The organism is Aquamicrobium soli, from assembly GCF_042646345.1.
Classification (GTDB): Bacteria; Pseudomonadota; Alphaproteobacteria; order Rhizobiales; family Rhizobiaceae; genus Mesorhizobium; species Mesorhizobium soli_A.
Genome location: NZ_JBHRTK010000002.1, coordinates 38,746 through 61,474 on the forward strand (window position 1 = coordinate 38,746; position 22,729 = coordinate 61,474).

19 protein-coding genes are annotated in these 22,729 nt (G+C 66.0%); 11 read left to right on the top strand and 8 right to left on the bottom strand.

What is annotated here, in order from left to right:
• Positions 1-143: 143 nt before the first annotated feature.
• On the top strand, positions 144-3,065 hold the full coding sequence (gene ileS, locus ACFOHJ_RS02435; protein WP_378218165.1) for an isoleucine--tRNA ligase: 2,922 nt from the start codon (positions 144-146) through the stop codon (positions 3,063-3,065).
• Positions 3,066-3,251: 186 nt separating this feature from the next.
• Positions 3,252-3,929, top strand: a complete 678-nt coding sequence (locus ACFOHJ_RS02440) for a hypothetical protein (RefSeq protein WP_378218167.1) — start codon at positions 3,252-3,254, stop codon at positions 3,927-3,929.
• Between the two features lie 30 nt (positions 3,930-3,959).
• Here ACFOHJ_RS02440 and ACFOHJ_RS02445 read toward each other — a convergent pair whose 3' ends face one another.
• Positions 3,960-4,412, bottom strand: coding sequence for a nucleoside deaminase (locus ACFOHJ_RS02445; RefSeq protein WP_378218169.1), 453 nt, complete (start codon positions 4,410-4,412; stop codon positions 3,960-3,962).
• 194 nt (positions 4,413-4,606) lie between these two features.
• On the opposite strand from ACFOHJ_RS02445, the gene ACFOHJ_RS02450 reads away from it, so the two are divergent.
• From ACFOHJ_RS02450 to gltX, 8 genes are all read left to right on the top strand, one after another.
• The gene (locus ACFOHJ_RS02450) at positions 4,607-6,466 is read left to right on the top strand and encodes a pseudouridine synthase (RefSeq protein ID WP_378218171.1); all 1,860 of its coding nucleotides are present in this window, start codon (positions 4,607-4,609) and stop codon (positions 6,464-6,466) included.
• Positions 6,447-7,001, top strand: coding sequence for a 16S rRNA (guanine(966)-N(2))-methyltransferase RsmD (rsmD, locus tag ACFOHJ_RS02455; protein ID WP_378218173.1), 555 nt, complete (start codon positions 6,447-6,449; stop codon positions 6,999-7,001). The genes ACFOHJ_RS02450 and rsmD overlap by 20 nt, the downstream gene beginning before the upstream one ends.
• Before the next feature lie 91 nt (positions 7,002-7,092).
• Positions 7,093-8,475, top strand: a complete 1,383-nt coding sequence (locus ACFOHJ_RS02460; protein WP_378218175.1) for a M16 family metallopeptidase — start codon at positions 7,093-7,095, stop codon at positions 8,473-8,475.
• A gap of 1 nt (position 8,476) precedes the next feature.
• Entirely contained in the window at positions 8,477-9,847 is a 1,371-nt protein-coding gene (locus tag ACFOHJ_RS02465; protein ID WP_378218177.1) for a M16 family metallopeptidase, read from the top strand.
• Positions 9,844-10,722 carry a patatin-like phospholipase family protein gene (locus ACFOHJ_RS02470; protein WP_378218179.1) on the top strand — a complete coding sequence of 293 codons (879 nt, stop codon included), beginning with the start codon at positions 9,844-9,846 and terminating at the stop codon, positions 10,720-10,722. The genes ACFOHJ_RS02465 and ACFOHJ_RS02470 overlap by 4 nt, the downstream gene beginning before the upstream one ends.
• A 77-nt stretch (positions 10,723-10,799) precedes the next feature.
• A complete protein-coding gene (locus ACFOHJ_RS02475; protein WP_378218181.1) occupies positions 10,800-12,485 on the top strand; it encodes an NAD+ synthase in 1,686 nt (561 codons plus the stop codon).
• 254 nt (positions 12,486-12,739) lie between these two features.
• Positions 12,740-13,165, top strand: a complete 426-nt coding sequence (locus ACFOHJ_RS02480; protein WP_378218183.1) for a hypothetical protein — start codon at positions 12,740-12,742, stop codon at positions 13,163-13,165.
• A gap of 101 nt (positions 13,166-13,266) precedes the next feature.
• A complete protein-coding gene (gltX, locus tag ACFOHJ_RS02485) occupies positions 13,267-14,640 on the top strand; it encodes a glutamate--tRNA ligase (RefSeq protein WP_378218185.1) in 1,374 nt (457 codons plus the stop codon).
• Here the strand turns inward: gltX and ACFOHJ_RS02490 are convergent.
• The 7 genes from ACFOHJ_RS02490 to aztA all read right to left on the bottom strand — a co-directional run bounded on the left by ACFOHJ_RS02490 (position 14,558) and on the right by aztA (position 22,167).
• Positions 14,558-15,682, bottom strand: a complete 1,125-nt coding sequence (locus ACFOHJ_RS02490; protein ID WP_378218187.1) for a DUF2865 domain-containing protein — start codon at positions 15,680-15,682, stop codon at positions 14,558-14,560. The two genes, gltX and ACFOHJ_RS02490, sit on opposite strands and share 83 nt — an antisense overlap.
• 99 nt (positions 15,683-15,781) lie before the next feature.
• Positions 15,782-18,106 carry an NADP-dependent malic enzyme gene (locus ACFOHJ_RS02495; protein ID WP_378218189.1) on the bottom strand — a complete coding sequence of 775 codons (2,325 nt, stop codon included), beginning with the start codon at positions 18,104-18,106 and terminating at the stop codon, positions 15,782-15,784.
• A gap of 172 nt (positions 18,107-18,278) precedes the next feature.
• Entirely contained in the window at positions 18,279-19,058 is a 780-nt protein-coding gene (locus tag ACFOHJ_RS02500) for an SDR family oxidoreductase (RefSeq protein WP_378218191.1), read from the bottom strand.
• A 37-nt stretch (positions 19,059-19,095) separates the two neighbouring features.
• Complete coding sequence (locus ACFOHJ_RS02505) at positions 19,096-19,434, bottom strand: TIGR01244 family sulfur transferase (RefSeq protein ID WP_378218193.1); 339 nt, start codon at positions 19,432-19,434, stop codon at positions 19,096-19,098.
• A gap of 83 nt (positions 19,435-19,517) precedes the next feature.
• Positions 19,518-20,480, bottom strand: a complete 963-nt coding sequence (gene aztC / locus ACFOHJ_RS02510) for a zinc ABC transporter substrate-binding protein AztC (protein WP_378218195.1) — start codon at positions 20,478-20,480, stop codon at positions 19,518-19,520.
• A gap of 20 nt (positions 20,481-20,500) precedes the next feature.
• A complete protein-coding gene (gene aztB / locus ACFOHJ_RS02515; RefSeq protein ID WP_378218198.1) occupies positions 20,501-21,373 on the bottom strand; it encodes a zinc ABC transporter permease AztB in 873 nt (290 codons plus the stop codon).
• Complete coding sequence (gene aztA, locus ACFOHJ_RS02520; RefSeq protein ID WP_378218199.1) at positions 21,370-22,167, bottom strand: zinc ABC transporter ATP-binding protein AztA; 798 nt, start codon at positions 22,165-22,167, stop codon at positions 21,370-21,372. The genes aztB and aztA overlap by 4 nt, the downstream gene beginning before the upstream one ends.
• Before the next feature lie 209 nt (positions 22,168-22,376).
• Here aztA and ACFOHJ_RS02525 point away from each other — a divergent pair, with 209 nt between their 5' ends.
• Positions 22,377-22,721, top strand: a complete 345-nt coding sequence (locus ACFOHJ_RS02525) for a RidA family protein (protein ID WP_378218201.1) — start codon at positions 22,377-22,379, stop codon at positions 22,719-22,721.
• The last annotated feature ends 8 nt before the right edge of the window (positions 22,722-22,729 follow it).

The following is a 22,729-nucleotide window of genomic DNA, read 5'->3' on the forward strand; positions in this document are numbered from 1 at the left end:
CGAATTACCAGCCCGGTGTTTCAGGCGGCCTGAGGCCGCCGGAGCCGCCGGGCTTTTGCGCGTAAATTCCTCGCGCTTTTTCCATATCATGATAGTTCAACGCCGCAGGCCGCATGAAGCCGGGCAACGCATATGGCAGACCGATGAACGATACCGCCGGGAAGATCGACTATTCCAAGACGCTTTACCTGCCGCAGACGGAGTTTCCGATGCGCGCGGGCCTGCCCGAGAAGGAGCCGCTGCTGGTCAAGCGCTGGCAGGACATGGACCTTTACGCGCGGTTGCGCGAGGACGCCAAGGGCCGCGCCAAATATGTGCTACATGACGGCCCGCCCTACGCCAACGGCAACATCCATATCGGCCATGCGCTGAACAAGATCCTCAAGGACGTCATCACCCGCTCGTTCCAGATGCGGGGCTTCGATTCCAACTATGTGCCCGGCTGGGACTGCCACGGCCTGCCGATCGAGTGGAAGATCGAGGAGCAGTATCGCGCCAAGGGCAAGAACAAGGACGAGGTGCCGGTCAACGAGTTCCGCAAGGAATGCCGCGAATTCGCCGCGCACTGGATCGGCGTGCAGGGCGCCGAGTTTCAGCGGCTCGGCGTCGTCGGCGATTTCAAGAATCCCTATACGACGATGGCTTTCCATGCCGAGGCGCGCATCGCCGGCGAACTGCTGAAGTTCGCCATGTCCGGCCAGCTTTATCGCGGCTCCAAGCCGGTGATGTGGTCGGTGGTCGAGCGCACGGCGCTGGCCGAGGCCGAGGTCGAGTACCACGACTATGAGAGCGACACGATCTGGGTGAAGTTCCCGGTGGCGAGCGGTCCGGAATCCCTCGCCGGCACGCATGTCGTCATCTGGACGACGACGCCCTGGACGATCCCCGGCAACCGCGCCGTCGCCTGGTCGCCGCGCATCGCCTACGGCCTCTACGAGGTGACGGCGGCCGAGAACGATTTCGGCCCGCAGCCCGGCGAAAAGCTGATCTTCGCCGACGCACTGGCCGAGGACTGTTCGGCCAAGGCGAAAATCAGCTTGAACCGCCTTCGTAGCGTCTCGGCCGACGAGCTTGAAAGCATTACGCTTTCGCACCCACTCAAGGGTCTTTCCGGCGGCTACGGGTTCGCCGTCCCGATGCTGCCCGGCGACCACGTCACCGACGATGCCGGTACCGGCTTCGTGCACACCGCACCCGGCCACGGCCGCGAGGACTTCGATGCCTGGATGGACGCCGCCAAGCAGTTGCGCGCACGCGGCATCGATGCGGCGATCCCGTTCACCGTGGACGACGCCGGTTTCTTCACCAAGGACGCGCCGGGCTTCGGGCCGGATCGCGAGGGCGGACCGGCGCGCGTCATCGACGACAACGGCAAGAAGGGCGATGCCAACAAGGCGGTGATCGACGAACTGATCAAGCGCAACGCCCTGTTCGCGCGCAGCCGCCTGAAGCACAGCTACCCGCATTCGTGGCGCTCGAAGAAGCCGGTCATCTTCCGCAACACGCCGCAATGGTTCGTCTACATGGACAAGGAACTGGGCGACGGGACGACGCTGCGCTCGCGTTCGCTCAAGGCGATCGACGACACCCGCTTCGTGCCCGCCGCCGGCCAGAACCGCATCCGCGCCATGATCGAGGAGCGGCCTGACTGGGTGCTGTCGCGCCAGCGCGCCTGGGGCGTGCCGATCTGCATCTTCGCCGATGCCGACGGCAACGTCCTGAAGGACCCGGCGGTCAACGCGCGCATCACCGAGGCTTTCGAGAAGGAGGGGGCTGACGCCTGGTTCGCCGAGGGCGCGCGGGAGCGCTTCCTGGGGGCTCGGGCCGGCGAGCCGTGGGTGATGGTCAAGGACATCCTCGACGTTTGGTTCGATTCCGGCTCGTCCCATACCTTCACGCTGGAGGACCGGCCCGACCTCAAATGGCCGGCCGACGTCTATCTGGAAGGTTCGGACCAGCATCGCGGCTGGTTCCATTCCTCGCTGCTCGAAAGCTGCGGCACGCGCGGTCGCGCGCCTTACGACACGGTCGTCACCCACGGCTTCACCATGGATGAGGAAGGCCGCAAGATGTCGAAGTCGCTCGGCAACACGGTGGTGCCGCAGGACGTGATGAAGCAGTCCGGCGCCGATATCCTGCGCCTGTGGGTGATGACGACCGATTATTGGGAAGACCAGCGGCTCGGCAAGACCGTGCTGCAGACCAATATCGACGCCTACCGCAAGCTCCGCAACACCGTGCGCTGGATGCTTGGAACGCTCGCCCATGATGACGGCGAGAGCGTCGCGCTTGCCGACATGCCGGAACTGGAGCGGCTGATGCTGCACCGGCTTGCCGAACTCGACGAGATGGTGCGCACGGGCTACGATGCCTTCGAGTTCAAGCGCATCACCCGCGCGTTGCTCGATTTCATGGTGGTCGAGCTTTCCGCCTTCTACTTCGACATCCGCAAGGATGCGCTCTACTGCGAAGGCCCCTCGAGCACGAAGCGCAAGGCGGCGGTCGAGGTGGTGCGCCGCCTGTTCGACTGCCTGGCAAAGTGGCTGGCGCCGATGCTGCCCTTCACCATGGAAGAGGCCTGGCTCGATCGCTACCCGCAGGCCGCATCGGTGCATCTCGAGCAGTTCCCACAGATTCCCGCCGCGTGGCGCAACGAGGCGCTGGCGGAAAAGTGGCGGGCCGTGCGGCAGGTTCGCCGTGTCGTCACCGGCGCGCTGGAAATCGCGCGCGCCCACAAGATCATCGGTTCCTCGCTGGAAGCGGTGCCGGTGGTCTATCTGAACGATCCGGTGCTGGAAGCCGCGATTGCCGATGTCGACATGGCCGAGATGGCGATCACCAGCGGCTTCGACCTTCGGCAAGGCGAAGCGCCATCGGACGCCTTCACGCTCGACGACGTGAAGGGCGTCGCCGTGGTGGTGGAGAAGGCGGAGGACCGAGGCCTGGTGAAGTGCGCGCGCTCGTGGCGCTATACCGCCGATGTCGGCCGCGATGCTGCCTTTCCGGACGTGTCGGCCCGCGATGCCGCCGTGCTGCACGAGTTGCAGGCGCTCGGCAGGCTTTGAACGATACATAACGACGCGCGCGGCCATCGATGGCGCGCGCGTTGCCCTTGGCGTGGGGTTAAGGTAAAAGCACTGGACGACGGAAGACAAATTCTCGCCGGATTCCCCGTACAGTGAGCGGAAAAGGGACGCGCTGGCCCTTGTTCGGCAGCGATCAGAGGTTTTGTAGAAGTGGGACTTTTTGGCATGACCGGAAGACACCCTGCGCGCATTGCGCTGCTGGCACCGCTCGTGGTGTCCGGACTGGCGCTGACGGGTTGCGTGAGTTCGCCGACCTACGGCACCGACAAGACCGCCAGCGCGCAGCTTGCGGATGACATCGGCAACGCTTTCTCGTTCGCGCCCAAGAGGAAGGACCGGATCGACTACAAGCCGCGTGCCGCCTTGGTGAAGCCTGCTCCCGGGCAGAGGGAAACGTTGCCGGCTCCGCAGGACAGCATCACGCAGACGGCTTCCAACCAATGGCCGGAATCGCCGGAGCAGCGCCGCAAGAGGTTGCGTGACGAGGCGACCGCTCACCAGGGCGATCCGACCTACCAGGCACAGATCGTCGATGACGTGCAGGTGGACCAGGCGGCCTGGAAGCAGGCACTTGCCGAATCGCGGTCGGACCATCCGCCACCGCCCGGCAACATGCTGGGCAATTCCGCCGCACGGCGTGCCGAAATCGCCCGCCGGACGGCCGAAGGCAAGCAGGGCGACCCGACGAGCCGCAAATATCTGAGCGAGCCGCCGCTGTCCTACCGCGTATCAGCCTCCACCGCGCCGCAGGGCGAACTGGGCGAGGACGAATACAAGAAGGAGCGCCGTCTCAAGGCGGAAGCCACCAAGAGCAAGGGCCTGTTCGACTGGTTGCCCTGGTAAGGGCAATCCGGCCGGGCTGACGCCCGGTCGTCAAGGTAAGCGGCGGTCTTCGAAGAATGCCTTGAGCATGGCCGCCGATTCGACTTCCGCCAGCCCCGGGTAGACTTCGGGGGCGTGATGGCAAGTCGGCGAGGCGAAAAAGCGTACGCCGCTGGTCACGGCGCCGCCCTTTTCGTCGGCGGCTCCGAAGTAGATGCGACGCAACCGCGCGAACGAGATGGCTCCGGCGCACATGGTGCAGGGCTCCAGCGTCACGTAGAGATCGCATCCCGTCAGCCTTTCTTGGGAAAGGACCTCGCAGGCGTGTCGGATCGCCAGCATTTCGGCGTGGGCGGTCGGGTCGCGCAGTTCGCGCGTGCGGTTTCCCGCCACCGCCACGGTCGCCCCGTCGAGGGCAATGACGGCCCCGACCGGAACTTCGCCGCGTGCGGCGGCCGCCTGCGCTTCGCCGAGCGCCAGCGCCATGAAATCGGGCCGCTTCATGCCGGGGTCCTTATCGCTGCATTCGCCACTTATTGCCTCGCCACTGGGGCATGATCCTGTTATCTACAGCATGTCTCCCGAAAGTGTGCAGCGGTTTCGGGACAAAGACATGCGCAAAAGCAAAAGCCTACAGCCTGTCGCGAGAATCCTTTTCACGCGATAGGCTGCAGGCGCGCCAACGGGCAAAGGCCACCATGGACGACGACGACAAGAAATACCCGCGCAAGCGTGGCCCGAAACCGATGGGGCCGCGTGGGCGTGGCGCGGATAGCGAGCCGAAGGGCAGGGGCGGCGGCAAGCCGGCCTTCGGCGCCAAGAAGCCTTTTGCTAAGCGCGACAGGCCGCGCAAGCCCTATGCGCCGCGTGGCGAGCGCCCGCTGGCTGCCGAAGGCGAGCGGCCGAAGCGGGATTTCGTCCCGCGCGAGGCCCGGGAAGGGGAGCGCCCGCGCTCCGAGTTCAGGCGCGAATACAAGCCCCGTGACGGCGACGAGGCGCGCCGGGGCGAGCGGTCGTTCGGCAAGGGGCCGCGTTCGGAACAGAAGCCTTTCGTCAAGCGCGACGGGCCGCGCAAGCCGTATGCGCCGCGTGGCGAGCGACCGATGGCGGCCGATGGCGAGCGCGCCGAGCGGCGTTTTGACCGGCCGCGGCGCGATTTCGAGCGAGATGGCGGCGGCGACCGCGCAAAGCCGCACGCCTCGGGCGGGTTCAAGCCGCGTCCGCGCCCTGTAGCAGCAGAGCCGGAGACCGGCGAGCGCATCGCCAAGCGGCTGGCGCGGGCCGGCCTTGCCTCGCGCCGCGACGCCGAGGAACTGATCGCCGCGGGCCGCGTCCGGGTCAACGGCCAGGTGCTTTCCTCGCCTGCCTTCAACGTCATGGCGAACGACATCATTCATCTCGACGGCATGGAGATTCCGCCGATCGAGCGCACGCGGCTGTTCCTGTTCCACAAGCCCGCTGGCGTGGTCACCACCAACCGCGACCCGGAAGGGCGCAAGACCGTTTTCGATGTCCTGCCGACCGACCTTCCGCGGCTGATGACCGTGGGCCGGCTGGACATCAATACAGAGGGCCTGCTGCTGCTCACCAATGACGGCGGCCTTGCCCGCGTGCTCGAACTGCCGGCCACGGGCTGGCTGCGGCGCTACCGGGTGCGCGTGCACGGCAAGGTGGAGGAAAGCGCGCTAGAGGGCCTGCGCGAAGGGATCGCCGTCGACGGCGTTTTCTACGGTGCGGTGGAAGCGACGCTCGACCGGGAGCAGGGGTCCAATGCCTGGCTGACGCTGGCGCTGCGCGAGGGCAAGAATCGCGAGGTGAGGAATATCCTCGGCGCCCTCGGCCTCGAGGTCACGCGGCTGATCCGTGTCTCCTACGGTCCGTTCCAGCTCAACGAATTGCCGGAAGGGCATGTGCTGGAGATCAAGGGCCGCATGCTGCGCGACCAGTTGGGCGAGCGGCTGGTGGAAGAATCGGGGGCGAATTTCGATGCCGAGATCGCCAAGCCGTTTTCCAACAAGCCGGTGCGGCGCACCGAACGCCATGCCGAGGAGCCGCAAAGGCCAAGGCCGGCGAGGGAAGGCGATCGCCGCCCGATCGGCGAGGGCGGGCTGATCAAGAGCCGCAGGCGGCGCGAGGACAGCCGCGACGAGGCGCTCGGCAAGCTGTCGACCCGGCCGGAGAGAGGCGAGAGGACGGAAAGGGGCGAACGACCGGTTCGCGGCGGGTTCGCCGGCAAGCCGGGCGGCAAACGGGGCGAGCGCGAGCAGCGGCCGATGGAGCCGCCGGGGCAGCGCAAGGCCAATGTCTGGATGGCGCCGGGCGCGCGTCCGCAGGGCAAGGGCCGGGCGGAAGCCGAAAAGGCCGGTGCGCCTGAGCGGAAGGGGCACAAGCCCGAAGGGCACGGCAAGACGTTCGCAAAGCGCGGCGGCCATGATGACCGTCCGGCTGGAAAGCGCGACGGCGGCGGGGATAACGGACGGCCGCGTGGCGATGGTCCGCGTGGTAATGGTCCACGTGGTCCGGGCCGGGGGGGAAGCGGTGCGGATCGTCGGCGGTGAGTTTCGCGGCCGCCCGCTGGCGACGCCGCGAACCTCAGCCATTCGCCCGACCACCGACCGCACCCGCGAAGCCGTCTTCAATATCCTGGCGCACCGCTTCGCGGAAAAGCTGGAGGGTGCGCGCGTGCTGGACCTGTTCGCCGGCACCGGGGCGCTCGGCCTCGAAGCGTTGTCGCGCGGGGCTTCCTATGGCGTTTTCATCGAGGAATCGACGGAAGGACGCGGCCTGATCCGCACCAATGTCGAGGCCTTCGGCTTGACCGGGCGCTCGAAGATTTTCCGGCGCGACGCGACCGCGCTGGGCGAGGCGGGTACGCTTGCCCCCTTCGACCTGGTCTTTGCCGACCCGCCCTATGGCAAGGGCTTGGGCGAGCGGGCCTTGCGTTGCGCGAGCGCCGGCGGGTGGCTTGCCGCCGATGCCCTGTGCGTGGTCGAGGAAGCGGCTTCAGCCTCGTTCGATCCGGGGCCGGGGTTCACGGTGGTGGACGAGCGCGGCTATGGCGAGACGATCATCCGCTATATCCGCGCGGCCTGACTTCGGCCTTGTTTGCCGGGCAGATGACGAACAATTCACTTTCCGCCGCCAAGACCCTATCGTTGCCGCGCAGAACCGTTTCGGAGTCACGATGAACCTTCAGGTCGATTGGCTGCGCCTTCCCGCCCTTGCCGCTTCGATGGCCTTCTTCCTGGCGGGGCCGGTGCTGGCCGACAGCCTGCCGCAGACTGCGCCCCGAAGCGCCGAGGTGGCTGATTTCCGGCTCGACAACGGCATGGAAGTCGTCGTCATACCCGACCGCCGCGCGCCGATCGTCACACACATGGTCTGGTACAAGGCCGGCAGCGCCGACGAGCCGCCGGGAAAATCCGGCATCGCCCATTTTTTCGAACACCTGATGTTCAAGGGGACGACCAATCACAAGGCCGGCGAGTTCGATGCGGCGATCTCGGCCATCGGCGGCTCCAACAACGCCTTCACCTCGTATGACTACACCGCCTTCTACGAGACGGTTACGCCCGAGGCGCTGGGCGAGATGATGGGCTACGAAGCCGACCGGATGCGCAACCTGATCCTCAGCGACGAGGTGGTCGCCACCGAGCGCGACGTCATCCTGGAGGAGCGCCGCTCGCGCATCGACAACAGCCCCGACGCGCTGCTGGACGAGGAAGTCAACGCCACGCTCTACCAGAACCAGCCCTACCGCATCCCGGTGATCGGCTGGAAACAGGAGATAGAGCAACTGAACCGTACCGATGCGAAGGCCTTCTACGATCACTATTACACGCCGAACAACGCGGTGCTGGTGGTGGCGGGCGATGTCGACGCGCAGACGGTCAAGCAACTGGCCGAGCAGACCTACGGCAAGCTCGCGCGCGGGCCTGACCTGCCGCCGCGCATCCGCCCCGTCGAGCCGGAGCAGAAAACCGCGCGCACGGTGACATTGCGCGACCCGCGCGTCAGCGTGCCGAGCTTTTCGACGCAGTGGGTGGTTCCGTCCTATCACTCGCAAAAGAACGGCGAGGCCGAGGCGCTCGACCTCCTGTCGGAGATACTGGGTGGCGGCAGCCGCAGCCGGCTCTACCAGCAGCTTGTCGTCAAGAAGGGCATCGCCGCCAGCGCCGGCGCATCCTTCCAGGGCACCATGCTCGACGACACCAGCTTCGTCGTCTATGGCGCGCCGCGCGGCGACGCCAAGCTCGAGGACGTGGAAGCGGCGGCGAATGCGGAAGTCTCGCGGATCGCCACCGACGGCGTTACCGCCGACGAGTTGGAGAAGGCGAAGGACCGCCTCGTCCGCTCGATGATCTTCGCCCGTGACCGGCAGGCGGCGATGGCGAACATCTATGGCGCTACGCTGGCGACGGGCGGCACGGTGGCGGACGTGGAGGAATGGCCCGAGCGTATCCGACGGGTCAGTGCCGACCAGGTGAAGGCCGTGGCTGCGCGCTATCTCGGCATGGACCATGCGACGACCGGCTATCTGCTGCCGCAGCCGCGGGCGGAGAATTGAGATGACGGCAAGCCTCACCCTGCTGCGCACACGCTTTGCCATGCCGGCGGCCACCCTCCTGTTGTCGATGCTTTTCCTCGTGCTGCCGGCCATCATGGCGCGCGCGGCGGTGACCATCCAGGAGGTCAAATCCAATTCCGGCGTGTCGGCATGGCTGGTCGAAGACTATTCGGTGCCGATCATCAACATCCAGTTCGCTTTCGACGGCGGAAGCTCGCAGGATCCGGCCGGCAAGGAGGGGCTCGCCAACCTGATGACCGGGCTGTTCGACGAAGGCGCCGGCGACCTCGACAGCGAGGCCTTCCAGATCAAGCTGGACGATGCGGGCGCCGAGATGGGTTTCCGGCAGACGCGCGACGGCATCTACGGCACCATGCGCATGCTCGCCGACCACAAGGACGAGGCCCTCGACCTGCTCAGGCTCGCCATCCAGGAGCCTCGCTTCGACCAGGCGCCGATCGATCGCATCCGCGCCCAGGTCGTGGCGGGCATCGTCGCCGGCGAGCGGGACCCCAATACGGTGGCCGCACAAAAATGGGCCACGGCGCTTTATCCCGGACATGCCTATTCGCGGCGCGATGAGGGGACGCAGCAGAGCCTAGCCGCGATCACGGCGCAGGACCTGCATGCCGCCCACAAGGCGCTGTTCGCCCGCGACGGCCTGCATGTCGCGGTGGTCGGCGCCATCGATGCCGAAACGCTGAAAACGCAGCTCGGCCGCCTGTTTGGCGCGCTTCCCGAAAAGCAGGTGCTGACGCCGGTTGCCGATGTCGAGCCAAGGCTCGGCGAGGAAATGCAAGTCGTCTACGACCAGCCGCAGACCTCGCTGCAACTGGCCTATCCGGGGATGAAGCGTGCCGATCCTGAGTTCTATGCGGCGGCCCTGATGAACGAAATCCTCGGCGGCGGCACGTTCACCTCGCGCCTGTTCAAGGAGGTTCGCGAAAAACGCGGCCTCGCCTATGGCGTGGATTCGGCGCTGGTCAATCGCAAGCACGCCTCGTCGCTGGTCATCGGCACGGCGACCCGTTCCGACCGTGCGGAAGAGACGCTGGGCGTGATCCGGGACGTGGTGAAGGGCATGGCCGAGGGCGGCCCCACCGAGCAGGAACTGGCGGCGGCGAAGAAATACGTCATCGGCTCCTACGCCATCAACAATCTCGATTCTTCCGGCGCCATTGCCGGCACCCTGCTCGAATTGCAACTCCAGGGGCTGGGCATCGACTACATGGAGCGCCGCACCGACTATCTCGGTGCAGTGACGCTGGGCGAGGTCAAGGCGGTGGCGACGAAGCTGTTGTCGGCCAAGCCGGCGATCATGGTGGTAGGGCCGGCCCTGAAGGACAAGGATGCCGGCGGAGGCAAGGGATGAGCCCGACCTTCGGCATCGCCTTCGGCGGCGGCGGTGCGCGCGGGCTGGCGCATATCCACGTCATCGAGGCGCTGGATGAACTGGGTATCCGGCCGGTGGCGATCGCCGGCTCCTCGATCGGCGCCATCATGGGCGCGGGCATGGCCGCCGGCCTTACCGGCAGGGATATCCGCGAGCACGCCCATTCCATCCTGACGCGGCGCGCCGAGGTCGCGAGCCGCATGTGGCGCGCGCGCCCGGGCACGATCGCCGAAATGATGGAGGGCGGCTTTCGCGTCGGCCAGTTCAATGTCGAGCGCATCCTCAACGCCTTCCTGCCGGACGCCGTGCCGGACTCGTTCGCGGAACTGGAAATACCGCTGAAGGTGACGGCGACCGACTTCTTCGGCCACCGGCTGGTGGTGATCGAGGGCGGCGACCTGCATTCTGCGCTGGCCGCCTCGGCCGCGATCCCGGCGATGTTCCGGCCCGTGGTGCGCGACGGCCGCGTGCTGATCGACGGCGGCATCTACAACCCGGTGCCGTTCGACCTGATCGACCACGAGGCCGACATCACCATCGCCATCGACGTGGTCGGCGCGCCCACCGACACCGAGCGCAAGCGCCCGACCACCGTGGACCTGATGTATGGCGCGACGCAGTTGATGATGCAGTCGATCATCGCCAGCAAGCTCGCTCAATGCCGCCCCGATATCCTGATCCGTCCGCCGGTCTCGCGGTTCCGCGTGCTCGATTTCATGAAAGTCGATGCCGTGCTGGCCGAGACCGCTTCGGTGAAGGACGAAGCGAAGCGCGCCATCGAGACGGCGATCGAGGCCCGGCTTGTCGACGAAAAACCCAGGCCGGCGAACCTGCCGGAGCCGAATTCAGGCTAGGCTGCGGGTCAATCGCTGCCGGTACCGTCCCGCGATGCGCATTGCTCCCGGCAGCGGGGCGCGATAAGAGGCGGTTCATGAGCTCTCATTCCGCTGCCCCCGATACGATCCGCATCGCCGTCGCCCAGTTGAACCCGACGGTGGGCGACATTGCCGGCAACCTGGCCATGGCGCGGGCGGCAAGGGCGGATGCGGCCCGCCAGCACGCCGATATCGTGCTGTTCACCGAACTGTTCATTTCCGGTTATCCGCCCGAGGACCTGATCCTGAAGCCGGCCTTCCTGAAAGCCTGCGAGCGGGCGATCGAGGAATTTGCCGCCGAAACCGCCGACGGCGGTCCGGGCGTCATCATCGGCACGCCGCTCCGGCGCAAGAGCGGCACGCACAATTCGATCGTCGTCGCCGATGGCGGCAAGATCATCGCCGAGCGCTACAAGGTCGACCTGCCCAACTACGGCGAGTTCGATGAAAAGCGGGTGTTCCAGGCTGGGCCGGATTTGCCCGGTCCGGTGAATTTCCGCGGCGTTCGCCTCGGCATCCCGGTCTGCGAGGATATCTGGGGTGACTTGGGCGTCTGCGAGACCCTGGCCGAATCCGGCGCGGAGATCCTGCTGGTGCCGAACGGCTCGCCCTATTATCGCGGCAAGATGGATGCGCGCCAGCAAGTCGTGCTGAGGCAGGTGATCGAAACCGGCCTGCCGCTGGTCTATGCCAACCAACTCGGTGGGCAGGACGAACTGGTGTTCGACGGCGCCTCCTTCGCCATCCAGGCCGACAAGTCGCTCGCTTTCCAGATGAGCCAGTTCGAGGAGGCGGTCGACGTCAGCACCTGGAAGCGCGGCGCCGACGGCTGGGTCTGTTCGCAGGGGCCGATGGTGACGATCCCGGAAAACGGCGAGGCGGATTACCGCGCCTGCATGCTGGGCCTGCGTGACTACGTCAACAAGAACGGCTTCAAGAACGTCGTTCTGGGGCTTTCCGGCGGCATCGATTCCGCCATTTGCGCGACCCTGGCCGTCGATGCGCTGGGCGAGGAGCGGGTGCATGCGGTGATGCTGCCCTATCGCTACACCTCACGGGAATCGCTGAAGGACGCCGAGGATTGCGCCCGCGCGCTCGGTTGCCGCTACGACATCGTGCCGATCGCCGAGCCGGTCGAAGGATTTACCAGGGTGCTCGAACCGCTGTTTGCGGGCACCAAGGCCGACACCACGGAAGAAAACCTGCAATCGCGCGCGCGCGGCACCATCCTGATGGCGATCTCCAACAAGTTCGGCTCGATGGTGGTGACCACCGGCAACAAGTCGGAAATGTCGGTGGGCTACGCGACGCTCTACGGCGACATGAACGGCGGCTTCAACCCGATCAAGGACCTCTACAAGATGCAGGTCTATGCGCTGTCGCGCTGGCGCAACGCGCATGTGCCGTCCGGCGCGCTCGGGCCGGGGGGCGAGGTCATTCCCGTCAACATCATCGACAAGGCGCCGTCGGCGGAACTGCGCGAGAACCAGACCGACCAGGATTCGCTGCCGCCTTATCCGGTGCTGGACGACATTCTCGAATGCCTGGTCGAAAACGAGATGGGCGTCGACGAGATCGTCGCGCGCGGCCATGACCGCGCCACCGTCAGCCGTGTCGAGCACCTGCTTTACATCGCCGAATACAAGCGGCGCCAGGCGGCGCCGGGCGTGAAGATCACCAGGAAGAATTTCGGGCGCGACCGCCGCTACCCGATCACCAATCGTTTCCGGGATCGCGGCTGATACTGCCTGCGCAAGCGGGCAGGGTTGTCCCGTTAGCTCAAACTCCCCGACAAGAATCAGGAGGAAATGCGCGGTGTGCGGCGCGTTTTCTCATTGACGATTCACGCACCGGGCGAACCGGATTTCCACCGCTCCAACCGCAAGTTGCCCGCAGGGGTGTCGTGGATCACGATTTGTGATAGAGTGTGTCACATCGTGATTGATCGTCGCGGTAGTTTCCGAACACCAGGGATAAACACAAAGGGAGAAAAACCATGTCCGTTGGAGAAAGCTGGAACGCCTATCGACCATCGAAAGCAATCTGGTTCTGGTCGTGCGTCGGTGCCGCGGTGCTGACCATGATCGTCGGCTTTTCCTGGGGTGGTTGGGTGACGGGAGGAACCGCCGCGAAACAGGCCCAGGCAGCGGGCCAGCATGCGGCGGCACAGCTGGCCGCGAACATATGCGTCAACCGTTTCCTCAAGGCGCCGGACGCGGCCGCGAAACTGGCCGAGTTCAAGAAGGTCGATTCCTGGAAGCGCGACAGCTTCGTCAGCGATGGCGGATGGGTGACCTTCGCCAAGATGGACAAGCCGGTGAGCGGTGCTGCGGAACTGTGCGCGGACCAGTTGGCGAGCGCCGAGGCGCCGCTGGCGGCGGACGCGACGGGAACCGCGCCGCAGCAGGAGTCCGTCAACTAGCCGCTTCGATGGCATGATGCCCGTGCGTGGCGGGTCCAGCCACGCGTTGCGCACGGGCGCGAATGGTTGCAAAAAGCGGTGTCATCCTTTAGGCCCCGCACATGACCGTCACCGTCCGTTTCGCCCCGTCGCCTACCGGCCGCATCCATATCGGCAACGCGCGCACCGCGCTTTTCAACTGGCTTTTCGCGCAAAAGAACAAGGGCCGCTTCATCCAGCGCTTCGACGATACCGACGTCGCGCGCTCGCGGCAGGAATACGCCGACGGCACGCTCTACGACCTGCACTGGCTGGGAATTTTCCAGGACGCGACCGAATACCAGTCGAAGCGCTTCGACCTCTATGATGCCGCTGTCGAGAAGCTGAAAGCGGCAGGCCTTCTCTATCCCTGCTACGAAACGCCGGAGGAACTCGACCTTCGCCGCAAGATACGCCGGACGCGCGGACTGCCGCCGGTCTACGGCCGCGAGGCGCTGGCGCTCTCGCCCGAGCAAGTCGCCGAGTTCGAAGCGGACGGCCGCAAGCCGCACTGGCGCTTCCTGCTCCCCAACTTCGCCAGCGATCCGCAGGAGCCGCAGCGCACCGAAATCCACTGGAACGATCTGGTTCGCGGCGAGGAAACCGTCGACCTCGCTTCCTTGTCGGATCCGGTGCTGGTGCGCGAGGACGGGACCTATCTCTATACGCTGCCCTCGGTGGTCGACGATATCGACATGGGGATTACCCATGTTATCCGGGGTGACGACCACGTCACCAACACCGGCGTGCAGATGGCGATCTTCCGGGCGCTGGGCGCCGAAGCGCCGGTTTTCGGCCACCACAACCTTCTGACCACCGTTTCGGGCGAGGGGCTTTCCAAGCGCACCGGTGCGCTCTCGATCGAGGGCCTGCGCGATTCCGGCATCGAGCCGATGGCCGTCGCCTCGCTCGCCGTTCTGGTCGGCACCTCCGAGAACGTGCAGGCCATAACGACGATGGCGGAGCTTGGCGAGCATTTCGACCTGGCGGCGACCTCGAAGTCGGCGTCGAAATTCGATCCCGACGAGCTGTTGGTGCTCAATCGGGCGCTGCTGCATCGGATGCCTTTTTCGGAAGCCCGCGACCGGCTTTTCCTGCTCGGCGTTTCGGACGAGCGCGCGGAGCCGTTCTGGATGGCCGTTCGCGGCAACCTCGACCGGCTGGGCGATGCGGAGGCGTGGTGGCGTATCGTTGTCGATGGCCCGAAGGAAAAGCCGGAATTTTCCGATGAGGATATCGCCTTCCTGCGCACGGCCTTTGATCTGCTGCCGGAGGGGCCGTGGGGCGCTTCCGTCTGGAAAGACTGGACGAATGCGGTGAAGAAGGCGACCGAGCGCAAGGGCAAGGCGCTGTTCATGCCGCTGCGGCTGGCACTTACCGGCCTGGAGTCGGGGCCGGAGCTCGCAGATCTGTTGCCGCTTCTGGGGCGGGAAGGAACGCTGGCGCGACGACCCTGACCTTGCGGTCGGCGGGCAGGGGCTGCGCGGGTGCGGGCAGGGTGCCGGCAGCTTCGCCGCCTGTCGGTCTCGACTGTGCTGGCCGAGTTGCCGGGGGCGAGCCAAACGACATGATGCTTGGCGATTCCCGGCTGGCCGATGCGGCCGCGCCATTGCCGATCACCTGATAACCGGACGGGGCGTTGCAGCCGCAGGCCGGCGCGCCCGCCGGCGTCGGCTTCTTGTAGAGGAACGCCGTCGGCAATTCCCGGTAGGGCTTGCCGCTGGCTGCGGAGGTCATCTCGGCCGGATCGTCGCCGATGCCGCGCATATAGAAGACCCGCATCTGCGTTCCCGGGCAGCTTACCTCGCAATTCTTCTGGTCGCGCTCGAAGTCGCGCAGCGTCGCGGCATTCGACATCGGATAGAAATAGCCATCGCAGGTGCGCACGCATAATGTGCGGAACTCGCCTTGCGGCTGCGGGCCCTTATTGAGCGACAAGTCGATCAGGGGCGCAAGGTAGTTGTTCTCGATGATCTCGCTGCCGGCGTTGTCCGAGAGGGGAGCGCCGTCGAGGATTTCCCGGTTCTCCGGCGCGGCCGGTGCGATCTTTTCCGCAGTGGTCGGTTTGCGGGCGGGCTTGGCGTCCGTGCAGCCATGCTTTTCAAGTGCCGCGAAGAGGCGCGCCCGCTCGCCACGGGTGACGCTCTTGGCAAGCCTGGAGCGCTTGTTGCGCAGGCTGTCGAGATTGGCGTTCATGCGCTCGATGGTGGAATTCAGCGCCGCGCAGGTGGCGATGTCGCCGCCGAAAATCGAAAAGCCGCAGCCGGCGCGTTGCGCGCGGCTGCGCGCTTTGGCGATCTCCCTGCCTTGCCGGGCGATCGCTGAATCGTATTTCCCGAGCCGGGCAGGGCTTGCCGGCCCGGCGCTGCTGAGGCCGGCCAGCTCTGCCTGAAGCTGACGGCAGAGACGCGAGGCTGCATCGGCCGCGCTGGTGCTTGAAAGGGCGACGGCGCCGAGCAGCACGGCGCGAACCGCCAGCCTGCCAGCCCCGCTTGTCATCCGCCCTCCATGCCGCCTGGAAACCTGCGCGCCCACGCTGCGGGCGCCGGTGCGACCGTAGCCCGCTTATGGTTAACCGTTTCCTAGGGCGACCGAGGCTCAGCCCGCCGGCTGCAACGCCTGCGCCTTGTGGATCGCCTCGACCGCCGCCAGCGCCGTCATGTTGACCACGCCGCGCGAGGTCACCGAAGGCGTCAGGATGTGGGCCGGCTTGTCGGTGCCGAGCAGCATCGGCCCCACATGCAACGCGTCCAGCGTGGCCTGCAGCGCAGTCAGAGTGATGTTGGCGGCGTCAAGGCTGGGGAAGACCAGCAGGTTCGCTTCACCCTTCAGGCGCGAATGCGGATAGACGCGCTGGCGAAGCTGCTCCGACAGGGCGGTGTCGGCGTGCATTTCGCCGTCGCATTGCAGGTCCGGCGCGATTTTGGCGAGGATGGCGGCCGCCTGGCGCATTTTCAGGGCGCTTTGGGTGTCGCGCGAGCCGAAGTCCGACAGCGACAGCAGCGCTGCCCTCGGCTCGATGCCGAAGCGCTTGATTTCCTCCGACGCCAGCACCGTCATTTCGGCGATCTGCTCGGCGGTCGGGTCGACGCAGACATGGGTGTCGGTCAAGAACAGCACGCCGCGCTGCGAAATCAGCATCGAAAGCGTCGACAGTTCGTGGTCCTTGACGCCGGCGCGCGGGCCGATGATCAGGTCGACGTTGCGCAGGTGTCGGGCAAAGCGTCCTTCCAGCCCGCACAGCATGGCGTCGGCGTCGCCCCGCTTCAGCGCCAGCGCGGCGATCACCGTGGTGTGCGTGCGCACCATGGTGCGGGCGGCTTCCTGCGTGATACCGCGCCGGCCGCCGAGTTCGATGAAAAGGTCGACATAGTGGCGGTAGCGCGGATCGTCCTCGGGGTTGATCAGCTCGAAATCGCGCCCCGGCCGGATGCTGAGGCCATGGCGCTTGAGGCGGACCTCGACCACATGCGGGCGCCCGATCAGGATCGGCTGGGCTATGCCTTCCTCGAGCACCACCTGCGCGGCGCGCAGCACGCGCTCGTCCTCGCCGTCGGCATAGATGACGCGCTTGGAAACCGCCGCCTTGGCCGTGGAGAACACCGGCTTCATGACGAGCCCGGTGCGGAAGACGAAGCGGTTCAGCTTGTCCATGTAGGCGGTCATGTCGGCGATCGGCCGCGTGGCGACGCCGGTTTCCTGGGCGGCCTTGGCGACGGCCGGCGCGATGCGCAGGATGAGGCGCGGGTCGAAGGGCGAGGGGATGAGGAATTCAGGCCCGAAGATCGGCGTCTCGCCGGAATAGGCGCGCGCGGCCACGTCCGAGGGTTCCTCGCGAGCGAGGGCGGCGATGGCCCGCACCGCCGCCATCTTCATCTCTTCGTTGATGGCGCTTGCGCCGCAATCCAGCGCTCCCCGGAAGATATAGGGGAAGCAAAGCACGTTGTTGACCTGGTTGGGAAAATCCGAGCGGCCGGTGCAGATCATGGCGTCGGGCCGCGCTGCGCGGGCCACGTCCGGCATGATCTCCGGATTGGGGTTGGCCAGCGCCAGGATCAGCGGCTTTTCGGCCATCAGCGCCAGCATTTCTGGCTTCAGCACGCCGGCGGCCGACAGCCCCAGGAACACGTCGGCGCCGGGCAGCACGTCGCTCAGCGTGCGCGCGTTGGTATCCTTGACGTAAGGGTCCTTCCAGCGGTCCATCTCCTCAGTGCGGCCCTTGTAGGCGACGCCGTGGCGGTCTGTGACCCAGATGTTGTCGACCTTGACGCCGAGCAGCACCAGGAGGTTGAGGCAGGCGAGGGCCGCGGCTCCGGCGCCCGAGGTGACCACCTTGATGTCCTCGATCGCCTTGCCGGCGAATTCGAGCCCGTTCAGGATGGCGGCGGCGACGATGATGGCGGTGCCGTGCTGGTCGTCGTGGAAGACCGGAATGCTCATGCGGGCCTTCAACTGCTCCTCGACCTCGAAGCATTCGGGCGCCTTGATGTCCTCCAGGTTGATGCCGCCGAAGGTCGGCTCCAGCGCCGCGATCGTCTGGACCATGTTGTCGATGCCAGGGGCGTCGATCTCGATGTCGAACACGTCGATGCCGGCGAATTTCTTGAACAGCACCGCCTTGCCTTCCATCACCGGCTTGGAAGCGAGCGGGCCGATATTGCCGAGGCCGAGCACGGCGGTGCCGTTGGAGACGACGCCGACCAGGTTGGCGCGGGCGGTATAGTCGGCGGCGGTGGCCGGGTCGTCCTGGATGGCGAGACAGGGAGCGGCGACGCCGGGGGAGTAGGCCAGCGCCAGGTCGCGCTGGTTGCCGAGGGCCTTGGTGGCCTGGATTTCCAGCTTGCCGGGGGTAGGGTAACGGTGGAAGTGAAGGGCGGCCTCCTCCAGGTCGGCCCATTTCGCTTTCGTACTGTCGCCTTCCATGGCCGCTCTCCCCGCTTACTGCTTCGCGCCCTTTCTACCATGAGGCCGCGATTTTTCGAGGCGACAAATAGCACAGTCACACATGGCAAGGTTAGGGCCTGAAAGTTTAATTACATTCAAGTTTTAGAGCGGAAACCGTGGAAACGACTCGAAGCCGGCAACGGTCCGGCCGTCAAAAAGCGCTGACGTAGAGGCCGCCGTCCACCGGGATGTTCTGGCCGGTCATATAGCCGGCGTGGACCGAGCACAGGAAGGCGCAGATCTGGCCGAATTCCTCCGGCGTGCCGAGGCGCCTGGCCGGAACGTCGGCGCTGATGCGGGCCTTGCGGGCGGCGGCCGCCTTCGGGTCCTCCACCGAGCCGGGCTCGTGCGGTCCGCGCAGACGGTCGGTGTCGAGCTTACCGGGCAGAAGGTTGTTGATGGTGACGTTGCGGTCCATCACGGTGCGCGCCACGCCGGCCAGGAACGACGTCAGCCCGGCGCGGGCGCCCGACGACAGGTCGAGGCCGGGAATCGGCACATAGACCGACAGCGACGTGATGTTGACGATGCGGCCGAAGCCGCGCGCCGCCATGCCGTCGATGACGGCTTTGATCACTTCGATCGGCGTGACCATGTTGTTGGTCACGCCCTGGAGGATTTTTTCCCGGTCGAGTTCGCGGAAGTCGCGGAAGGGAGGGCCGCCATTGTTGTTGACGAGAATATCCGGCTCCGGGCAGGCGGCGAGCAGGGCGCGCTGGACCTCCGGCCGCGAGACATCGCCGGCGACCTCGGTCACCATGACGCCGTAGCGGTCCCGAAGCTCGGCGGCCGTCCTTGCCAGCAGGTCGGCGTTGCGGCCGTTGACGACGAGGTCGCATCCGGCTTCCGCCAGCGCCATGGCGCAGCCTCGGCCGAGCCCCTTGCTCGACGCGCAGACGATCGCTTTCTTTCCACGGATACCGAGGTCCATCGGCTGAACTCCTTGAGCGTGCGTGATGCCGGCGCGGTCAGCCCTTGGCCTGCTGGATCGCGGCGAAAAGGTTGGTGCAGCGGGTGCCGGACCGGCAATAGGCGAGCACCGGCCCCTCGATTTCCGCCAGGGCTGCTGCCTGGTCCTCCACGTTCTGGGCGGTCATCTGGCCGCTGATGACGGGAATGTAGCGGAAAGTCAGCCCCGCCGCCTCGACTGCCGCCTTGACGGCGTCGTGCGAGGGCTGGTCCGGCTGCTCGTTGTCGGGGCGGTTGCAGATCACGCTCTTGAAGCCGGCAGCTTTGATGGCCACCGCTTCGTCCGGGGTGATCTGCGGGGAAACCGAGTAGTTGCCGGTGATCTCGCGAATGTCCATGGTCTTGTCCTTGTTCCTGCGTCGGCGACAGTTCTGCCATTCCCGATGCCGGCCGGCAACCGCGCGGAAGCGATTCTGTGCCGTCAGCTTCCGAGGATCGCGCCTTTGATCTCGGCGGTGTTGCTGCGCATCATGTCGATATAGGTCGCGGCCGGGCCGCCGGAAGGCGACAGCGAGTCGGAATAGAGCGTGCCGCCGACCTTGATACCGGCCTCGGCGGCGATCCTTTCCACCAGCTTCGGATTGGTGATGTTTTCAACGAAAAGGGCGGCGGCCTTGTCCTGCCTGGCCTGCTTCACCAGCGTGGCGACATCGGCCGCGGAGGGCTCCGCTTCGGTCGAGACGCCCTGCGGGGCGAGGAAGGTCAGGCCGTATTCGTGCTCGAAATAGCCGAATGCGTCGTGCGAGGTGATGACCACCCGCTTGGCCTGCGGAATGGAGGCGATCGCCGCCCGGATTTCGCCGTCCAGCGCATCGAGTTTCCGGCTGTAGGCGTCGGCATTGGCGCGATAGTCGGCGCACCCTTGCGCATCGGCGGCGCAAAAGGCATCGGCGATGTTTTTCACGTAGACCTTGGCATTGGGGACGGATTGAAAGGCATGGGGGTCGAGCGGGCCGTGATCGTGCCCTTCATGCTCGTCATGGGCGTGCCCCTCATGGCTTTCTTCCTGCGCTTCTTCGGCGAATTCCGGCTTGAACTCTATCGGCTCGATGCCCTTGGTCAGTTCCACGACCGCTGCCCCGGTTGCGCTGGCGTCAACCAGCCGCTGCAAAAAACCTTCGAAATTGAGCCCGTTCACCAGCACGACGTCGGCCTTGGCCATGGCCACCGCATCGGCGGGCTTCGGTTCGTAGACATGGGCGTCGCCATCGGGGCCGACGAGCGTGGTGATTTCCACCCGGCCGCCGCCGACGTTCTTCGCGAAGTCGCCGATGATCGAGAAACTGGCCACCACTTTCAGCGGCTTGGCGAAGGCCGGCAAGGTCGCGAAGCCGGTTAATGTTATAACGCTCAGTGCGAGGGCGGCATGAATCGTCTTCAACATCGGCAATCTCCTTGATTGGATTAGGCGGTCCTGTGGCGATGGGCGACGCGGGCGCGTACGATGCCGCGGGTGCCGAGCAGGATCGAGGCCAGATAGACGACGCCCGCCGACAGGATGATCGCCGGCCCGGACGGCAGCGAGGCGTGATAGGACAGAAGCAGGCCGCAAACGCAGGCGGCAAAACCGATCAGCACCGCCACCACGCACATCGAGCCGACCCGGGAGGCCCAGAATCGCGCCGCCGCAGCCGGCAGGATCATCAGCCCGACCGACAACAGTGTGCCGAGCGCCTGGAAGCCGCCGACGAGGTTGAGCACGACGAGGCCGAGGAAGACGAAATGCACCGGGCTGCCCAGCCGGCTGACCGAGCGCAGGAACAGCGGGTCGAGGCACTCGGCGACAAGCGCGCGCCAGAACAGGGCAAGGCAGCCGAGCGTGACGGCAACGATGCCGCCGATCAGCGCCAGCGCTTCGTTGTCGAGCGCCAGCACCGTGCCGAACAGGACGTGCATGAGGTCGACGCTGGAGCCGCGCAGCGACACCAGAAGCACGCCGAGCGCCAGCGAAATGAGGTAGAACGCCGCCATCGAGGCGTCTTCCCGCTGGATGGTGAAGCGGGAAACGGCGCCGGCGCCGAGCGCAACGACGGCGCCCGCCAGCAGGCCGCCCACGGTCATGGGCAGGATATCGAGGCCGAAGATCAGGAAACCGGCGGCCGCGCCCGGCAGGATCGCGTGAGCCATGGCGTCTCCCGCCAGGCTCAGGCGCCGCAGCATCAGGAAGACGCCGACCGGGCATGCGCCCAGCGACAGCATCAGCGAGCCGAAGAGCGCGCGCTGCATGAAGCCGAAATCGGCGAAGGGAGCGATAAGCAGGTCGAACAGGGTGCTCATTCGGCGGCCCTTCGCTCGCTGCCGGTCTTGGCCGGATCGTGGAGATGCGCGTGGTCGTGTTCCTCCGGCTCGCACCACGGGGCGTCGTCTTCCCAGGCTTCATGAAAACGGCGGGCGCGCAGCAGGTTTTCCGGCCGCAAGGTTTCCGCCGTGTCGCCCCATGCCACCTTGCGGCGGGCAAGCAGCAGCGTTTCGGGAAAATTCTGCCGCACCATGTCGAGGTCGTGGACGACGACAAGGATCGTTCGTCCCTCGCCATGCCAGCGCTTGATCAGCAGGACCAGGTCGGACACGGTCCTGGCGTCGATGGCGTTGAACGGCTCGTCAAGCAGGATGAGGTCGGCGTCCTGCACCAGGACGCGGGCAAACAGGGCACGCTGCAACTGGCCGCCCGACAGCGTGTCGAGCGCGCGCGTTTCGAACCCGGCGAGTCCTACCGCCTGCAACGCCTCTTTCACCGCCTGCCTGTCTTGTGCCGTATGCCGGCCAAGCAGGCCGCGCCGGGGCCACAGGCCGAGCGAAACCAGATCGACGACGCGCGCCGGGAAGGACCGGTCGAGTTCGGATTGCTGCGGCAGGTAGGCGATCCGCACGCCGCCGGCCCGGTCGATCCCGCCCGCCATGGGTTTGAGCACGCCGGCGATGCCCTTGAGCAGGGTCGATTTCCCGGATCCGTTCGATCCGACCACGGCCGTCAGCGACCCCTTGTCCACCTTGCCGTCGAGATGATGAACGGCCGCACGGCTGGCGTAGCCGAGGGTCAGGTCATGAAAGGCAAGGCAGGTCTCGGTCATTCGAAATGAAATCTCTCGGCTCCCACCATTGGGAACGTGGCCGACGGAAAGGTCGGATATGTGATGTTATTACATATGTCAACGGAGGTCGTGTAAAAAATGCGGGTTGCGCACGGGCACGACGGAACCTTGTGGATCGCCGGCGCAGGGGTTGCCCAATCGCCGGCTCATCCCTAAACAGACTCGACCCTCATCTGAAAGGAAACGCTATGAGCATTCGTCGTATCGATGTTGGCCCGCGCATGAGCGATATCAACATTCACGGCAATACCGTCTACCTCGCCGGCCAGGTCGGCAATCCGGGCGGCTCGGTCGGGCAGCAGACCAAGGACATTCTTGCCACCATCGACGAATTGCTGGCCAAGGCCGGCACGGACAAGACCAAGATTCTCCAGGCCATCATCTGGCTCTCCGACATGAGCACCTTTGCCGAGATGAACGCGGAATGGGATAAGTGGGTGCCGCAGGGCAACACGCCGGCCCGCGCCACCGGAGAGGCCAAGCTCGCCGCGCCGGAATACAAGGTCGAGATGATCATCACCGCGGCGATCTGATTTCTTCG

What these genes read in the sequence shown, in the direction of transcription:
- aztC (WP_378218195.1), bottom strand. Translation starts at nt 20,480, where the DNA reads ATGTTGAAGACGATTCATGCCGCCCTCGCACTGAGCGTTATAACATTA.
- ACFOHJ_RS02460 (WP_378218175.1), top strand. Translation starts at nt 7,093, where the DNA reads ATGAACCTTCAGGTCGATTGGCTGCGCCTTCCCGCCCTTGCCGCTTCG.
- ACFOHJ_RS02445 (WP_378218169.1), bottom strand. Translation starts at nt 4,412, where the DNA reads ATGAAGCGGCCCGATTTCATGGCGCTGGCGCTCGGCGAAGCGCAGGCG.
- aztA (WP_378218199.1), bottom strand. Translation starts at nt 22,167, where the DNA reads ATGACCGAGACCTGCCTTGCCTTTCATGACCTGACCCTCGGCTACGCC.
- ACFOHJ_RS02450 (WP_378218171.1), top strand. Translation starts at nt 4,607, where the DNA reads ATGGACGACGACGACAAGAAATACCCGCGCAAGCGTGGCCCGAAACCG.
- ACFOHJ_RS02475 (WP_378218181.1), top strand. Translation starts at nt 10,800, where the DNA reads ATGAGCTCTCATTCCGCTGCCCCCGATACGATCCGCATCGCCGTCGCC.
- ACFOHJ_RS02525 (WP_378218201.1), top strand. Translation starts at nt 22,377, where the DNA reads ATGAGCATTCGTCGTATCGATGTTGGCCCGCGCATGAGCGATATCAAC.
- ACFOHJ_RS02440 (WP_378218167.1), top strand. Translation starts at nt 3,252, where the DNA reads ATGACCGGAAGACACCCTGCGCGCATTGCGCTGCTGGCACCGCTCGTG.
- aztB (WP_378218198.1), bottom strand. Translation starts at nt 21,373, where the DNA reads ATGAGCACCCTGTTCGACCTGCTTATCGCTCCCTTCGCCGATTTCGGC.
- gltX (WP_378218185.1), top strand. Translation starts at nt 13,267, where the DNA reads ATGACCGTCACCGTCCGTTTCGCCCCGTCGCCTACCGGCCGCATCCAT.
- ACFOHJ_RS02505 (WP_378218193.1), bottom strand. Translation starts at nt 19,434, where the DNA reads ATGGACATTCGCGAGATCACCGGCAACTACTCGGTTTCCCCGCAGATC.
- ACFOHJ_RS02465 (WP_378218177.1), top strand. Translation starts at nt 8,477, where the DNA reads ATGACGGCAAGCCTCACCCTGCTGCGCACACGCTTTGCCATGCCGGCG.
- ACFOHJ_RS02470 (WP_378218179.1), top strand. Translation starts at nt 9,844, where the DNA reads ATGAGCCCGACCTTCGGCATCGCCTTCGGCGGCGGCGGTGCGCGCGGG.
- ileS (WP_378218165.1), top strand. Translation starts at nt 144, where the DNA reads ATGAACGATACCGCCGGGAAGATCGACTATTCCAAGACGCTTTACCTG.
- ACFOHJ_RS02480 (WP_378218183.1), top strand. Translation starts at nt 12,740, where the DNA reads ATGTCCGTTGGAGAAAGCTGGAACGCCTATCGACCATCGAAAGCAATC.
- ACFOHJ_RS02495 (WP_378218189.1), bottom strand. Translation starts at nt 18,106, where the DNA reads ATGGAAGGCGACAGTACGAAAGCGAAATGGGCCGACCTGGAGGAGGCC.
- ACFOHJ_RS02490 (WP_378218187.1), bottom strand. Translation starts at nt 15,682, where the DNA reads ATGACAAGCGGGGCTGGCAGGCTGGCGGTTCGCGCCGTGCTGCTCGGC.
- ACFOHJ_RS02500 (WP_378218191.1), bottom strand. Translation starts at nt 19,058, where the DNA reads ATGGACCTCGGTATCCGTGGAAAGAAAGCGATCGTCTGCGCGTCGAGC.